Below are 15,196 nucleotides of genomic sequence, written 5' to 3'. Positions count from 1 at the left end.
GGGGAAATCATCATGCAACAGGTGAGTAGTAAGGAAAAATGGTCCTTTGGATTAGGGGCTTTTGGGCAAAATATGGTTTTTGGGCTTATAACTTTTTTGCTCTTGGTATTTTATACGGATGTGCTTGAAGTCAGCGCGGCGTTCGTAGGTACACTGTTTCTCCTCGTCAGAATATGGGATGCTGTACTAGATCCAGTCATTGCTGTGGTCATCGATCGAGTTCACACACGTTGGGGAAGATTTAGACCGTTTGTATTAGCAGGAGGGATTTTGGTCTCCATACTGACCGTTCTCTGCTTTTATGCACCCGATCTTAGTCCTGAAATGAAGACCGTCTATTTAGTCGTTACGTATGCTCTGTGGAATACGGCTTATGCCTTATTCGACGTCCCCTACTGGTCCATGGCGCCTGCTATGACTATTGATCCAGTAGAACGGACCAAAGTGATTGCGATTGGTAAAATGCTAGGTATTCTCGGTGCTGTAATTGCTAGCGGTGCCTCCCTTCCCATTGTAAATGCCATTGGCAATGGGAACGCTGCTAAGGGATACTTCTGGGTTGCTGTTATATTTGGTTCTATATGTGTCCTGTCTAGCATCAACTTGTTCCGTAATACAAAAGAGCATCATTATGAAGTCAAACAAGAGAAGGAATCTCTAAAGGCAAGCCTAGATGTTGTCTTGAAAAACAAACCGTTGCTGATCTTGACGATAGCCAGTTTATTTTCGGGAACCACGATGGTATTGAAGCAGACAGTAACGGTATACTATATCCGTTATAATCTCGGAAATGAAGGGTTGTTTGCTGCCTTTTCGTTAAGCGGTATGCTGTTGATGCTTCTTGCAGCTGGGCTGATGCCCAAAATATCGGCTAAATTAGGAAAAAAGAATACGTATATTGCAGGCGGGATCATCGGTATCATAGGTAATATATTATTTTATTTTGGACAACCGGATCAAATCGTGTACTTGTTTGTAATGAATGCAGTTAGTATGTTCAGCATAGGTTTTAGCCTTGTTCTTACCGCTTCGATGCAAGCTGATACGATTGAATATGCCCAGTGGAAGACAGGGAAAAGATCAGAGAGTATCATTACAGCTGTAGGTACATTCGCTGGAAAGATCAGCACCGCAATTGCTGGTGCTGCGGCCGGTTTTGGATTAACCTTTTTTGGATATGCGCCTAACGTAATTCAATCGGCAGTTACTTTGAACGGGATTAATTTGATGATGTCCATCTTCCCGGTAATTGGAATCGCTATCAGCGTTATTATCATTTGTTTCTATGACCTGACTGAAAATAAGTATGCCGAAATTGTTGAAAATTTGAATGTAAAATAGATTTCATAGCAGAAAGGACACCTCACGATGGGTGTCCTTTCTTGTGGATTTGGTTGGGCCAAGGGTTCGTCCCCAAGGAAACTATATAGCCTGTTGTACTTCAAACTGGCTGTTATACAGGTCCGCGTAGAATCCGCCTTGTTCTAGAAGCTCGACGTGATTGCCGCTTTCTATAATATCGCCATCCTTCATGACAAGAATCATATCAGCGTTGCGTATGGTCGAAAGTCTGTGTGCAATAACAAATGATGTTCTACCAACCATTAGCTTATCCATTGCTTCCTGCACTTTACGTTCCGTGCGTGTATCGACCGAGCTTGTCGCTTCATCTAGAATCAAGAGCGGTGCATTTTGGATCATGGCTCGCGCGATAGTAAGAAGCTGTTTTTGTCCTGCCGATAAGCTTGCTTGGTCATTCAATACTGTATTGTAGCCATCGGGAAGCGTTCGTATAAAATGATGCAATCCGACTGCTTTACATGCGGTAATGACTTCCTCATCCGTCACGCCTTGCTTGCTATATTTGATGTTATCTTTGATCGTTCCCTCAAAAAGCCATGTGTCTTGCAATACCATGCAGAATTGTTCGTGTACGTTTTCTCTAGTAGTTTCATGCGTAGGTATACCGTCCAGCAATATCTCGCCTCCATCCAGCTCGTAGAAACGCATTAAAAGGTTAATCATCGTCGTTTTTCCTGCCCCTGTCGGGCCGACGATTGCGACTTTTTGCCCTGCTCTGACCATGGCTGAGAAGTCGTGGATTATCGTTTTATCCTTATCGTAGCCGAATTTAACGTGTTTAAATTCTACGTCGCCTTTGACATTAGCAAGTTTTTTTGCTTTTTCGCTTTCATCTGCCATTTCTTCTTCTTCGAAAAATTCAAAGACGCGCTCGCTTGCGGCAGCGGTTCTTAACATCGTTTGAGCTGCTTGGGCTAACTGCGCAAGCGGCTGCGTGAACAGGCGTATATACAACATAAACGCTACGATTACACCAAAGGAAATAGTCCCGTTCATGGCAAGTACTGCTCCGACTACGCACACGGCTAGATAACCTAAGTTACCAATAAAGCTCATAATAGGCATCATTAATCCCGACAGAAATTGAGACTTCCAGCCGCTGTCATATAGAGTTTTATTAATTTTCTCGAATGTTTCTTTTGCCGCCTTGCCACCGTTATAGGCTTTAACAACATTATGTCCCGAATAAACCTCTTCAATATGACCATTGATTTCACCAAGGCCTTCTTGTTGTGCTGTAAAATGTTTCTTTGATTTTGACATGATCAACATCATTAATACAAAGCCGATAATGGTAGAACCGATCGCGGTCAACGCCAGAATCCAGTTCGTGTAGAACATCATAACCAGAGAACCAACAAACATGGTTATTGCGCTGACCATTGTACCGATGCTTTGATTTAACGTTTGTCCTATCGTATCAACGTCATTAGTCGCACGGCTGAGTACATCGCCATAGCTTGTTTTATCAAAGTATTTAAGCGGTAATTTATTGATTTTTTGAGAAATGCCGGTCCGCATATTTTTGGATATTTTAGCTGTTACAGTTGCCATAATATAGTTTTGAATAAAACTTAACAACCCAGAGGACGCGTAGAAGAATACGAGCAACATGGCAATATTCACTACGGCATCCATATCAATTGCACCTACGACAGGTTGCCCGTTTATCAGCGCGGGAAGCCCCTTGGTAATTTCATTGGTCATGTCCTTTAATTTATCCGGCCCTATGATTTGTAATACAGTACCGACGGCCGCGATAATGAGTGCAATCACAATGACGGGCATATAATTTTTACAATATTTAATCAATTTGCCCCATGTACTTTTGAAGTCTTTTGGCTTTTCGGCCGGACCATGCATACCGGGAGGTCCCCCATTGGTCCTCTGGCGGGTCTTCTACTTTCCATTTTCTCACTCATGATATCAATTCCTCCTCACTCAATTGTGACATAGCGATTTCCCTGTATACATCACAGTCGCGTAGCAGCTCCTTATGAGTTCCATTTCCCACCACTTTGCCTTCATCTAGTACAATAATTTGATCGGCGTCCATGATGGTTCCAATCCGCTGTGCTACAATCATACTTGTCACTCCAGCAGTTTCCTTTTTCAGCACGCTGCGTAGAACACGATCTGTTTTATAGTCAAGCGCCGAAAATGAATCATCGAAGATATATATTTCAGGTTTACGGCAGACTGCGCGAGCAATCGCGAGACGTTGTTTCTGACCACCCGATACATTTGTGCCACCTTGTGAAATCAGCGCATTGTAACCATCGTCCATCTTTTCCACAAAGTCCGCGCCCTGTGCTATCTGTACAGCTTTTTTAACTTCATCTTCACTGTAACCTGCGCTTCCATTATCTCCAAAGGCTACGTTGGAACTCACCGTTCCTTTGAACATGACAGCCTTTTGCGGCACATAGCCAATTTTATTATTAAGCGATTCAATGCTATATTCTTTTACATTCACGCCGTCAATCAGTACTTCGCCTTCAGTCACATCAAAAAAACGTGGTACAAGGTTGATAAGGGTTGATTTCCCGCTCCCGGTTGAGCCGATAAACGCGATAGTTTCACCTTGTTTTACTGTAAAACTGACATCCTCTATAACATAATCAGCCGCATCCGGGTACTTAAAGCTGACATGATTGAATGTGACCTCGCCTTTTAATCCCTGTAAGCCCTCGTTAACATGACCGTCTTTTATAGTCGGCTGCGTATCCAGCACCTCATTGACACGTTTGGCGGAAACGCTGGCTCTCGGAAGCATAATGAATATCATAACTAGCATCAAGAAGGCCATAATGACTTGCATGGCGTAGGATGAGAATACAACCATATTGGAGAAAAGCGTCAATCGGTCCGTTGCTTCAGCTGCATTGATTAGATATGCACCAATCCAATAAATTGCAAGGCTAAGTCCGCTCATAATCATACTCATCACCGGCATCATTACCGACATGGCACGGTTAGTGAACAAATTGGTGTAAGTAAGTTCTTCGTTAGCCTTTTCAAACTTTTGTTCCTGATAATCCTCGGCGTTATAAGCTCGAACTACGCGCAAGCCTGTAAGGTTTTCCCTAGCCACGCGAGTTAAGTTGTCGGTGAGCGTCTGCATTTTTCTGAATTTCGGCAGGACAAATACCATAATAAACGCGATCAAGACCAGCAAAATCAAAACAGCTACACCCGTCGCAAGTGTCCATTCAAATCCTTTTCCAGCAATCTTTGTAACGGCCCAGACCGCCATGATCGGCGCTTTGATGATGATTTGTAATCCCATGGTGACAAGCATCTGAATCTGCGTAATATCGTTTGTAGAACGGGTAATCAGACTCGAAGTAGAAAAGCGGTTTATTTCCTCCATTGAAAAGGATTCGACCTTGTTAAACAGCAGACTACGAAGCCTTTGCGAGAAAGACGATGCAATCCGTGCTGCAAAAAAGCCAACCAGGATAGCGGACACAAGACTCCCCAGCGCACACAGGAGCATATAACCTCCGGCTTTCCAGATTTCACTCATCTCACTACCTGAGGTTTGGACAAGCTGAGTAATTTCAGCCATGTAATCCGGTAATTTCAAATCAAGCCATACTTGCACGACAATGAATACAAGACTGATAACTGCTTGTATCCATTCCTTGGGCTTGAGATACTTAAAAATCTTTATCATCTGCACAATCCTCCTATTTGTTAATACCGCTTTATTTATATGTTTATAACGGCAATACAACGGTAAATATGCTGCCTTTACCCATTTGACTTTGAACGTCAACGTCACCGTTACAAAGTTCTATTATGCGTTTTACAAGTGGAAGTCCAAGCCCGTATCCTGTTTTAGAATGGGAAGTATCTCCCTGATAAAATTTATCGAAAATATGTGCTTTAGTCTGTTCGTCCATACCAGATCCGTCATCCTGAATAACAAACCGGATCTCGTCATTTTCATATGCAAGGTTTATATTTATAAGGCCACCTTGATAGGAAAATTTAATGGCGTTATCGATAAGATTAAGCCATATCTGCTGTGTCAAATCTTCATTTCCTCTATAAGTCACATTATCTAAGTCCACATTTACGGTAATCTCCTTGGCAGACCATTTGGGTTCCATTAATACGATGGCCCTTCTAATTTGTTCATCCAGCCTGAAAGGGGCTTTATCCGCAACAATTTTAAGGTTCTCGTATTTCGACAGAGTAAGCACATTGGTAGAAAGTGCAGCTAAACGCTCTGATTCCGTGATGATAATGTCAAGATACTCCCGTTGTTCTTCATCCGAAAGATTATTCTCCTTGAGAAGTTTTGCAAAACCACGTAAAGAAACGATAGGTGTTTTAAATTCATGGGAAAAGTTGTTAACAAAATCGCTTCTCAGTGTTTCAATGCTCGAGAGTTCTTGTGTCATTTTATTGAAGCTCTGAGATAATTCTTCCAATTCCCCAATGCCTTTTAGATCTACCTTAACGCTAAAGTCTCCTCCGGCCACCTTATGTGTGGCATCAATTACCTTGCGGATGGGGTTCAGCGCTTTTTTGCTGAGAAAGGCTGTAAGTGCAGTTCCAAGCAAGATGCAGAGACCAAAGAGTATAACTAACGGGAATATAGGATTTCCATTGGTTCCTCTCGAATCCGGTGCAAGATGACTAGATAGAGAAATAACGCCAATATGTTGTAATAGGACGACGCTTCCTCCAATCAGCAAAAATGTTGCAACCATAACACCGAATACAAACATCACCAAGGTTATAGCAAGACTCAATCGCTTCTTAAAAAAATCTCTCATGTTTTTTTCACCGCCTTATAACCAAGCCCCCGAACTGTAATAATCTCAAACTCTGACCAGTCCCTAAATCTGTCTCTCAAGCGGTTTATATGAACATTAAGTGTGTGGTCATCGGTTTCGGATTCCACTCCCCAAATCTCATCCATAAGTTGGAGACGAGTAAAAATCATATTCGGATAAGAAAGCAGCTTAAATAATAGGTAAAACTCTTTTTGCGGCAGTGTAATAACCTTATCTTCACGGGATACGGTGAGCGCATCATAATCAAGTACGACCTTGTCGACTGTTAGCTTGTGTTCACTGGCAATGTTAGCTCTGCGTAGAAGTGCCTTAATACGAAGTACCATCTCCTGCTCATCTACAGGTTTTGTCATATAATCATCCGTACCAACAAGAAACCCCTTCCTTTTGTCCTTTGGTTCTTGCTTAGCTGTAACCATCAAGATGGGCAGATTCTCCCATGAAAGCCGGAGTTGCCGTGTTAATTCATAGCCGTCCATATTCGGCATCATTAAATCAAGTACTACTAAATCAATGTGCTGCTGTTCCATTAAATGAAGTGCGATAATGCCGTCCTCCGCCCAGTATGTTTCAAAACCGTTCTGTTTTAAAACGGCACACATTAGCTTTCTGCTGTTAGTATCATCTTCTACGACTAATATTTTCAGCATATTCAATGCCTCCATTTGCCTTATTATTGCTAATTCATTTTACGATCAAAAAGTAAACTGAATATCAACTGTATCACTCCATTCAATTGATATTGAGTTTACTTTACACTGCTACCCTATTGGTGCACACAAAAGAATGGAGGAGTGTTCATGCTGAAACTCAAACTAGAGAAAATAAAAAAGACATATAATAGCGGCGAAGTCGTTACCGCCTTAAAGAGCATATCACTTGGATTTCGAGAAAATGAACTTGTTTCCATACTCGGTCCGTCAGGCTGTGGTAAGACCACACTTCTTAATATTATCGGTGGTTTAGACCGCTATGATAGTGGCGATTTAGTAATAAACGGTTTGTCCACTAAGGAGTTCAAGAACAGTGACTGGGATGCATACCGTAACCGTTCTATAGGCTTTGTATTTCAAAGTTATAATCTAATCGGACATCAAACGATATTGCAAAATGTTGAAATCGCTATGACTTTATCTGGTGTATCAGCTTCTGAAAGAAAACAACGGGCGAAGCAGGCACTAATAGAAGTTGGGCTTGTAGACCATTTGAATAAGAAGCCAAATCAATTGTCTGGCGGTCAAATGCAGCGTGTAGCCATAGCAAGGGCGCTTGTGAACGATCCCGATATAATCCTTGCGGATGAGCCGACCGGAGCACTTGACAGTCATACCAGTATTCAAGTCATGGATATTTTAAAGGAAGTGGCCAAAACACGTCTTGTCATCATGGTGACCCATAACGGTGAACTGGCAGAGGAATATTCAGACAGAATTATCCGTTTTTTAGACGGTGAAGTTCAGTCGGACAGTAATCCAATTGTGGAAGCTGAAACAGAAAAAGCATCCGTACAAACACCCAAACAACAGAAATTTAAGAAAACCTCCATGTCACTGATAACAGCAACGATGCTTTCCTTCAAAAATCTACTGACAAAACGAGGCAGAACGCTTATTACAGCATTTGCTGGGAGCATTGGAATTATCGGTGTTGCGCTTGTCTTGGCTCTTTCAAACGGACTGTCTACCTATATGAGCAGTATGCAGTCCGATACACTGAGCAGTTTTCCCATCACCATCAGCACAGGCGAGCAAACCATAGATTTGACCGAACGTGGTCCTGGTGGTCTTGAAGGAAATAATGATGCAGCAGGATATACAGAATATCCGAAGGATAACGTTATGTACTCCTATGACAGTGAGAAAAACAGTACAAAGCATAGCAATATCATTACCGAAGATTATCTTAATTATATCGGAAAACTGGAAACTGAATTGCCTAATGCCGTCAACAATATTTCCTATATGCACGGAGTGAACATCAATTTGTTGGCAAAAGGACAAGACACAGCCGTAAAGTTTGAAACAACTTTTACTCCAAGCGGTATGGGAATGATGATGGGTAGTAATAGTACCTATTTGCAGGAGCTTCCTGAAAATAACGATTTTATTCTATCTCAATATGATTTAATTGGTGAAGGAAGCAGGATGCCTACAGGAAAAAACGAAGTCGTATTAGTTGTTGATAAATATAACCGTATTGACAAAGCATTTTTTGAGAAACTTGGTATTACTGAGGATACCGAAAATTATAAGCTTACCGATTTTATTGGCAAAACAGTTTTAAAAGTAATACCGAATGATGAATACTATACTAGGAATGGAGATTTATTCACTGCGGCTGCGCCTACAGATTATGAAAAGCTATATGACAGTGATACTGGAACAAATCTCACAATTACCGGTATTCTACGTTCGAAACAAGATGTATCAAGCAGCTATTTATCACCAGGTATTGCGTATACCACAGCTCTCACCGTAGATGTAGTTGAGGATGCGCTAAAGAGCGAAATTGCCACCGCCCAAAAAGATTCGGATAAGGATGTTATACTTGGCACTCCTCTAGACAATAAGGCAAAGGACAATGCATTGATCATGCTTGGAGCTGATTCCACTCCAACGGGTATCAATATTTATCCAAAAGATTACGATAGCAAAGACAAGGTAAAGGAATACCTTGATCAATACAATAATGATAAATCAGACGATAATAAACTGATTTATTCGGATATGGCGGAAATGATTTCTTCCATAACAGGAACACTACTTGATACCGTAACTTATGTTTTGACCGGATTTGCTGCTATTTCTCTCTTGGTTTCCACAATTATGATCGGTATAATAACGTATGTTTCGGTAATTGAGCGTACCAAAGAAATCGGCATCCTTCGTAGTGTGGGTGCACGTAAAAAAGACATTTCAAGGTTATTTAATGCGGAAACGCTGATTATAGGATTCACGGCAGGAATGATTGGAGTAGGTCTTTCATATCTGCTTGAAATACCGATTAATTCCATTATATCTAATCTGGCAGGAATTTCCGGAGTTGCAAATCTTAACCCACTTCATGCAGCAGCACTGGTTGCGGGAAGTATGATACTCACCTTAATTGCTGGATTTATTCCATCAAGAATGGCTGCAAAGAAAGATCCAGTTGTTGCACTTCGAAGTGAATAGCATTCTTTAGAAGCCACCTACCTGGTACGAATAAAGGAGGACACATATTTTGACGATATGTGTCCTCCTTCTATTCAATTACAACGCCAATTTTTTAATTATTTTGTGGCAAATCATTGCCAAGGGAATATCCTTATATAGACAAATGACTATTTTCTGGAGGTTATCTTATGGATCGTGGTTTTGCTCCTGGTGGTGGTTTCGGTGGTGGATTTGGCCGTCGGCCTTTTTTCCGTCCTATTCCCCATCCTTTTTTCCCTGGTCGTGCCTTGTTCCCGTTCTTCTTCTTTCCCCATTCGCCGTTCCCTTCTTTAGAGAAGAAAACTCGAATAACATGTTATTCGCGCAGCATCAAGCCCAGACTGGAGAATCGTTAGCCTCAGTGGGACACAAATATAATATGCCTCCATCTATTTTGGAAGAGGCCAATCCGCACCTTGCCAACCCTAACCATTTGATGGCCGGTGAGATGGTGTATGTGCCTCGTATTTCAAATATGAATTGCCAAAAGACCTACACAGAGATGCCAACTTCATAAATAAAGTTTAACAGAGCAGCTCTAATGAGCTGCTTTTTCGTGCTTACTTATTATATATTTGAAGAAATTCCTTAACCTTCTCTCGGGCAAACTGAGTACTTAATCTTGCACTTCAGGAACAACACGATCACTCGTTCCTATTAAAGTTTTGACCCCCCGAATACGGGCTTTAACATCTTGCGAAGCCAATAAGCGATTATCGTTCCTGAGGCCCATGAACTGGGATTCTGAAAGTACTCCATATATTGATCGTTAATAATATAAGTCCGAGTAGAAGTAGGGCTCTTCAGCCCGAACTTTTCCCACATCGCCGGATCATTCGAACCTCCGAGCTTTACAAGCATATTTACCGTCTCACTATTTACATTAGCCGAAATTTGCTCGTATGCTTGGGTGATTTGCGTAAAAAATTCGTTGAGCGGATGGCGGTTAGTAAGGCTCGTCAAATGGATGCTTTCGCGAATGTAAGAAACATATGCTAAATGGTCAGCCCAAAACTTATCGATATAATAAAGCCATACCCTCTGCTCCGAAGGGGTCATCGGCGTCTCGCCTTTTAAAATTCCGAGCCGCTCCTCGTATAGCATACGCCTCTGTTCCTCCACTATATCCGAATAACAGTTTAGTTCCTGGTGGATACGGAAGTTTTGGCCCATAATAACGTGCTGGATATGCACAATTTTGCTGTGGAGCGCCGACTCTGCGAGAGCTTCATCCTGTCTATCGCGTATTACTCTATCAATGCCGAATCTAAGCATCAACTCGTCTTCCAAGCTTACGAAGAATACGGAAGCACCCGGGTCACCTTGGCGACCAGATCGACCGCGCAGTTGGTTATCGATCCGCACGCTTTGGTGCATATGCGTACCAATCACGTACAATCCGCCCAGCTTAGCGACAGCTTCTGCATGCGTGGGATTGCCTCCGCCGAGCCGAATGTCGACGCCACGTCCCGCCATATTCGTTGACACTGTCACGGCGCCGATTTCTCCCGCTTTGGCGATGATCTCGGCTTCTTTGGCGTCGTTTTTCGCATTCAGAACATGGCAAGGTACGTCGGCAGCCGCTAGCGCCTCCGCCACTATATCAGACTCCCCGACACTTGACGTACCAATGAGAATCGGACGTCCCGTTGTATGGACGGACAAGATTTCTTGAATAAGCGCCTTAAGTTTGGCTTCTTTATGGGTATATATCCGGTACGGATGGTCGATCCGTATGTTTCGCCGGTTCGGCGGAATTTGCACGACCTGTAGCACATAAATTGCTTCGAATTCTATTGCAGAAGCTTGTGCGGTAGCCGTCATTCCGCAAATCTTCGGGTATAGGCTCAGGAAGTGCTGAAGGGTGATTGTACCAAGAATTTTCCCACCGGCTGAGGGCTTCAACCCTTCTTTGGCCGCAAGTGCGAGTTGCAGCCCTTCTGGCAAATGCCTGTTCTCCGCCACCCGGCCGGTATATTCGTCGATCAGCTCAATCTTACTGTCCCGGACGATGTAATCGACGTCTTTTTCAATAACAATTCCGCATGCAGCGCACAATTTAACGACATTAACAAATGACTATTATGGCTTTCGTACAAATTGCCGCATCCTAGCAGCAATTCCGCTTTCGCTGAGCCCGCTTCACTTAAATAAACGTTCCGCTGGAACTCGTCGAAGTCATAATACTCATCTTGCCTGAGCTGCCTAGCCACTTCTGCGAAACGAATACCGTCGCTGCTGGAAGAGCCTGGCTCGCCGGCGATGACTAGCGGTACCCGCGCTTCGTCAAGAAGAAGCGAATCCGCTTCATCGACGATGACGTAGTGGAAAGGACGATGCACGGTATCGGCTTCGTTCAGTGCGATCGTGTCGCGCAAGTAATCGAATCCCGCCTCTTTGGCCGTAACATAGGTTACATCCGCATTGTACGCTTCCTGTTTCTCGGACAATCTCATCCCCGCTTGAACCGAATTTACCGTTAACCCGAGGAAGCGATAGATCGGGCCCATCCACTCCGCATCTCGATTTGCCAAATAATCGTTAAAAGTTAGCACGTGAACGCCTTCGCCAGTTAGTGCATGTAGATAAGCAGGCATAACAGCAGAGAGCGTTTTTCCTTCGCCAGTCTGCTGCTCGATCAAGAATCCCTCGTGCAAAGCGATGGCAGCCATGATCTGGACATCATAAGGCTGTAATCCGAGCGTTCTCTTCGCTGCCTCGCAGACTAGCGCATAGGCATCAATTAGCAGCTCGTCTAAAAGCGTACCCGATTTTGCTTCCTTTTTCAGCCGGAGAGATTCCGTATGTAGCTGCTTTTCATCCCATGCTTCCAAATTCCGTTTCCTGATGAGCTCCGTTTTTTCCCGATAGCCTTTCAGCTGTTGCCGGGTATCGCGGTCTTTGAAATCTTGTATCAACTTGATAGCTAAATTCATTGGAATCTGATCCCTCCTACTCATTCTTTAACCGTCGTTGATACAAAACAACAGACAATCGTCTCCTAGCGAGTAACTCTGTAGGATATATATAGCAATTATAATGTGAGGATATGTATTTGTCAGTTTCTACTGAAAATATAACGGCATGGCTTTAAAGGCCAGCCTTCACGGCTGGCCCTTCCCTTTTGAACATATTACTTAGTAATTAAAACGTATTATATACATTTTCACATTCTTCTACGGTCGGTTGATAAAAACAGTGCTTCTTCCATCGTCCTACGAGCGGCTGATTATACCAAGTTGGCGGACATGGTCCGGGATTTTCGAACGTTCCTGGACGGAAATACCATAGAGAAAATTCGGCTGGCCAACTTCGTTCGCCATTCACAGCCCGTTGCGCCAGACGGCGTTCCCTATCTCTTGCGTTTTGATAGAACATGCCATGTTGCAATGCTTCGAACGCATGCGGTTGGTAGATCATATCGGGGATTGTCCGGATGCCTTTAAAATCGGAGCAATCTGCTCTTATTCGGTTAATGCCAACATTTCCAACAAGGAGCATGCCCGTTTCACCTTCAGTTTCAGCTTCAGCTCGAAGCAACCTTGCCAACATATCAATATCCTGTTTCCTGGCTTTTACGACTGCCATATGCTCACCTCTTTAGCTTTCTAGACTCATCATATTGTAGGCGAAGCGGATGTGTTACTCTATCAAAATAATGATACAGATCGGTGGCAAGAGCTAACTAAGGCTGGTAGTTCACTAATTTTCTAGTTCATACTTACTTCACTTTAGTTACACTAACAGCGACCTGCTCGATCTGGCTGTTGCTCAAGGAACCGTCTGGGGAGCTAATCGTCACTGTCCGGTCGTCCAGTTGGAAACCCAGCATCGGTGTATCGGAAGGTGTATACCACTTCGCTATGACGCCATTAGACAATTTGACTTCCTTGGATTCATAGTCAGTGGAATAATCCCGTGGTGACACATTAACAATCATATGTTTAAAGATCAAATTGACTCCATCACCCGTAGCTGCCGCTTTAACGTAACTGTCATTTTCGGTCATTTGCTTTGGAGCATAGGATGTCTCAAAGGATTCGAAATTAGCGTAAGCCTTTTTGATTGCTTTAATCTGCTCTTCATTGTAATTAACAGTCGCCAAATCAACTGCAGGCTGGTTATCACCGCCTTGTGTCGTTTCCAGGCGAATTTGCTGACTGGCGGCATCGAACTGCACGTTGATTCCAGCCATGTTGGAAACGACCGCACCGGCAAATATGTCGTATTCTGGTAAGTGATTGGCACAAGCTTTTTGCCATTGCTGTCTGTTAAAGATTGAACGGCTCCATTAACTTTAAAAGTAATGCCGTGATTCAGATAAGCGCTAATCTTCTCCAGCTTGCTTCCGGCATACACACCAGCGGCTCCTGATAATGTCATTCCCAGTACGATGAGCGACAAAAGTGTTTTTTTTATATCGATCTCTCCTTTTTCTTCTCCTCTTTTCCAAACATGATCATTGTTTAAAATCGACAATATGAGTTACGACAAGCTTCTCTTTGTCATCCACAGTGATACCGAGCCTTGCACCAGAAGGGCTCCAGCTTAGCGGATATACCGGAAAATACGATAACCCTAGCGGCGATACCTTACCGGAGACAGTATCAAAAATATAGATCCCATTCATGCCGCCTTTATCCTCGGTATAAACCGCGAAGGCCAGCTTGGAAGAATGGGGGACCAGGATTGATAGGATATCAAGTCGCCCTTACCGATCTGTAAGCCTTGCACATGACCACTCGTATCGTAGATAAGCAGACTCTCTTCTTCCTGCCCACCGCTTCTTGTGGTGGTGACGGCAATCCTCTGACTGTCAGGAGACAGGCTCAAAGTAGAGACATCCGTTGCTAGCAGGGTTGGTCGAGCTTGTGTTGGGGTAAACCTTTTCAAACGGCTATTGTTATCTGTGTAATAAATCTGTCCATTACCCACAGCAAATTGGGTAAAGAACTCTACTTCGGAATCCTGTAACTCAATCTTTTCCCGGTTCCCATTCACAGAAATCTTCCATATCGCACCTAGGTTCTCCATCGAGCCTGCAGCAAGAATATAGGAGTCATTATTGAGCCAACCGCCCACTTCCATATAATTGTCAATCGTTAAAAGCTCATTTCGCTCCCCTGTAGCCATATTTGTGATCGTATTCACGGCCTCATATTTGTTCTTCCAGGTCTGTATGAAGCTGTATTTCCCATCCGGCGATGGGAATGATTTGACGATCTTCCCCTGACTTACTCCTGGTTGCTCCTTGATATTCTCTCGCTGTCCTGTCCCTAGATCAAAACGGAACCGACTATAGCTAAATTGCGGTTCATTTGTAGCAGTGGCCTGCTTCTCCAACGTAGTTACTTGGATGTCCAGTTCATCGTCTGACAGCCATTTCTCGATATTTGCGCCATCAATCCGGTGTATCCGTTGCACGATAATTCCCTGATCAGCAGGCAGTTTGCCCTCTTTGACTACTGTCAGTTCACGTTTTCCTCCTCCCGTCTCGGTGCTGGTTCGGCTTCCTGCATCGGGCGTGGTGCGAACCGGTGCTGTTCTGCCCTCTTGCGCTGCACTACAACCCGATATAATACCAGTTGTCAGCAAGGTCGCGGCAAGCAGTCCGGCGATGTAATTCCTTCTGTTCATCTTCATCGAGGTCCTCCTGCTCAAAAATGTTATTCAGACCCGGGCCGCTTGATCCGGTTGTGGTCTCTTCATCTGTTGCAAGCTCCCCCATGGCCCTTAGTATAGAAAGACAATATTTCGTGAAAATATCTGGCTTGTAACGAACTTGTAAACAATCGTTGAATCTATATTTGGCGTGAGTCACGACGAAAA

Annotated in this window: 12 protein-coding genes and 1 pseudogene; 4 read left to right on the top strand and 9 right to left on the bottom strand. The window is 43.5% G+C overall.

Annotated elements, in window-relative coordinates; translation table 11 throughout:
• The first annotated feature begins 12 nt into the window (after nucleotides 1-12).
• A complete protein-coding gene (locus RE628_RS13895) occupies nucleotides 13-1,341 on the top strand; it encodes an MFS transporter (protein WP_309159199.1) in 1,329 nt (442 codons plus the stop codon).
• 81 nt (nucleotides 1,342-1,422) lie between these two features.
• Here RE628_RS13895 and RE628_RS13890 read toward each other — a convergent pair whose 3' ends face one another.
• From RE628_RS13890 to RE628_RS13875, 4 genes are read right to left on the bottom strand one after another with little or no spacing between them, the layout of a single operon-like run.
• Nucleotides 1,423-3,225, bottom strand: coding sequence for an ABC transporter ATP-binding protein (locus RE628_RS13890; RefSeq protein WP_309159198.1), 1,803 nt, complete (start codon nucleotides 3,223-3,225; stop codon nucleotides 1,423-1,425).
• 55 nt (nucleotides 3,226-3,280) lie between these two features.
• Entirely contained in the window at nucleotides 3,281-5,041 is a 1,761-nt protein-coding gene (locus RE628_RS13885) for an ABC transporter ATP-binding protein (RefSeq protein WP_309159197.1), read from the bottom strand.
• A gap of 43 nt (nucleotides 5,042-5,084) precedes the next feature.
• Complete coding sequence (locus RE628_RS13880) at nucleotides 5,085-6,152, bottom strand: HAMP domain-containing sensor histidine kinase (RefSeq protein WP_309159196.1); 1,068 nt, start codon at nucleotides 6,150-6,152, stop codon at nucleotides 5,085-5,087.
• Nucleotides 6,149-6,823 (bottom strand): response regulator transcription factor, encoded by a 675-nt coding sequence (locus tag RE628_RS13875; RefSeq protein ID WP_309159195.1) that lies wholly within the window; start codon nucleotides 6,821-6,823, stop codon nucleotides 6,149-6,151. Before RE628_RS13875 ends, RE628_RS13880 begins: the two co-directional genes overlap by 4 nt.
• A gap of 150 nt (nucleotides 6,824-6,973) precedes the next feature.
• Here RE628_RS13875 and RE628_RS13870 point away from each other — a divergent pair, with 150 nt between their 5' ends.
• From RE628_RS13870 to RE628_RS29650, 3 genes are all read left to right on the top strand, one after another.
• Nucleotides 6,974-9,346, top strand: a complete 2,373-nt coding sequence (locus RE628_RS13870) for an ABC transporter ATP-binding protein/permease (protein ID WP_309159194.1) — start codon at nucleotides 6,974-6,976, stop codon at nucleotides 9,344-9,346.
• Nucleotides 9,347-9,516: 170 nt separating this feature from the next.
• Nucleotides 9,517-9,723, top strand: a complete 207-nt coding sequence (locus RE628_RS13865; RefSeq protein WP_309159193.1) for a hypothetical protein — start codon at nucleotides 9,517-9,519, stop codon at nucleotides 9,721-9,723.
• Nucleotides 9,681-9,884: a LysM peptidoglycan-binding domain-containing protein gene (locus tag RE628_RS29650; RefSeq protein WP_375143114.1), complete on the top strand. Its 204-nt coding sequence runs from the start codon at nucleotides 9,681-9,683 to the stop codon at nucleotides 9,882-9,884. The genes RE628_RS13865 and RE628_RS29650 overlap by 43 nt, the downstream gene beginning before the upstream one ends.
• A gap of 140 nt (nucleotides 9,885-10,024) precedes the next feature.
• Here the strand turns inward: RE628_RS29650 and RE628_RS13860 are convergent.
• From RE628_RS13860 to RE628_RS13840, 5 genes and pseudogenes are all read right to left on the bottom strand, one after another.
• Nucleotides 10,025-12,303, bottom strand: a pseudogene (locus tag RE628_RS13860) (DEAD/DEAH box helicase).
• A 208-nt stretch (nucleotides 12,304-12,511) separates the two neighbouring features.
• Nucleotides 12,512-12,955, bottom strand: a complete 444-nt coding sequence (locus tag RE628_RS13855; RefSeq protein ID WP_309159192.1) for a cell wall hydrolase — start codon at nucleotides 12,953-12,955, stop codon at nucleotides 12,512-12,514.
• A 133-nt stretch (nucleotides 12,956-13,088) separates the two neighbouring features.
• Nucleotides 13,089-13,562 carry a hypothetical protein gene (locus tag RE628_RS13850; protein ID WP_309159191.1) on the bottom strand — a complete coding sequence of 158 codons (474 nt, stop codon included), beginning with the start codon at nucleotides 13,560-13,562 and terminating at the stop codon, nucleotides 13,089-13,091.
• Nucleotides 13,563-13,826: 264 nt separating this feature from the next.
• Nucleotides 13,827-13,997, bottom strand: a complete 171-nt coding sequence (locus RE628_RS13845) for a hypothetical protein (protein WP_309159190.1) — start codon at nucleotides 13,995-13,997, stop codon at nucleotides 13,827-13,829.
• Nucleotides 13,994-15,010 (bottom strand): TolB-like translocation protein, encoded by a 1,017-nt coding sequence (locus RE628_RS13840; RefSeq protein WP_309159189.1) that lies wholly within the window; start codon nucleotides 15,008-15,010, stop codon nucleotides 13,994-13,996. The genes RE628_RS13845 and RE628_RS13840 overlap by 4 nt, the downstream gene beginning before the upstream one ends.
• Nucleotides 15,011-15,196 lie beyond the last annotated feature (186 nt).

The sequence above is a fragment of the Paenibacillus sp. D2_2 genome, assembly GCF_031199965.1.
Taxonomy (GTDB): Bacteria; Bacillota; Bacilli; order Paenibacillales; family Paenibacillaceae; genus Fontibacillus.
Note: the sequence above shows the minus strand (reverse complement) of the source record. Positions and strands in the feature narration are given on the sequence as shown.

Coding starts and splice junctions, on each gene's coding strand:
- RE628_RS13865 (WP_309159193.1), top strand. CDS start 9,517: ATGGATCGTGGTTTTGCTCCTGGTGGTGGTTTCGGTGGTGGATTTGGC.
- RE628_RS13845 (WP_309159190.1), bottom strand. CDS start 13,997: ATGAATGGGATCTATATTTTTGATACTGTCTCCGGTAAGGTATCGCCG.
- RE628_RS13890 (WP_309159198.1), bottom strand. CDS start 3,225: ATGCATGGTCCGGCCGAAAAGCCAAAAGACTTCAAAAGTACATGGGGC.
- RE628_RS13875 (WP_309159195.1), bottom strand. CDS start 6,823: ATGCTGAAAATATTAGTCGTAGAAGATGATACTAACAGCAGAAAGCTA.
- RE628_RS13855 (WP_309159192.1), bottom strand. CDS start 12,955: ATGGCAGTCGTAAAAGCCAGGAAACAGGATATTGATATGTTGGCAAGG.
- RE628_RS13870 (WP_309159194.1), top strand. CDS start 6,974: ATGCTGAAACTCAAACTAGAGAAAATAAAAAAGACATATAATAGCGGC.
- RE628_RS13850 (WP_309159191.1), bottom strand. CDS start 13,562: ATGGCTGGAATCAACGTGCAGTTCGATGCCGCCAGTCAGCAAATTCGC.
- RE628_RS29650 (WP_375143114.1), top strand. CDS start 9,681: ATGTTATTCGCGCAGCATCAAGCCCAGACTGGAGAATCGTTAGCCTCA.
- RE628_RS13840 (WP_309159189.1), bottom strand. CDS start 15,010: ATGAAGATGAACAGAAGGAATTACATCGCCGGACTGCTTGCCGCGACC.
- RE628_RS13895 (WP_309159199.1), top strand. CDS start 13: ATGCAACAGGTGAGTAGTAAGGAAAAATGGTCCTTTGGATTAGGGGCT.
- RE628_RS13880 (WP_309159196.1), bottom strand. CDS start 6,152: ATGAGAGATTTTTTTAAGAAGCGATTGAGTCTTGCTATAACCTTGGTG.
- RE628_RS13885 (WP_309159197.1), bottom strand. CDS start 5,041: ATGATAAAGATTTTTAAGTATCTCAAGCCCAAGGAATGGATACAAGCA.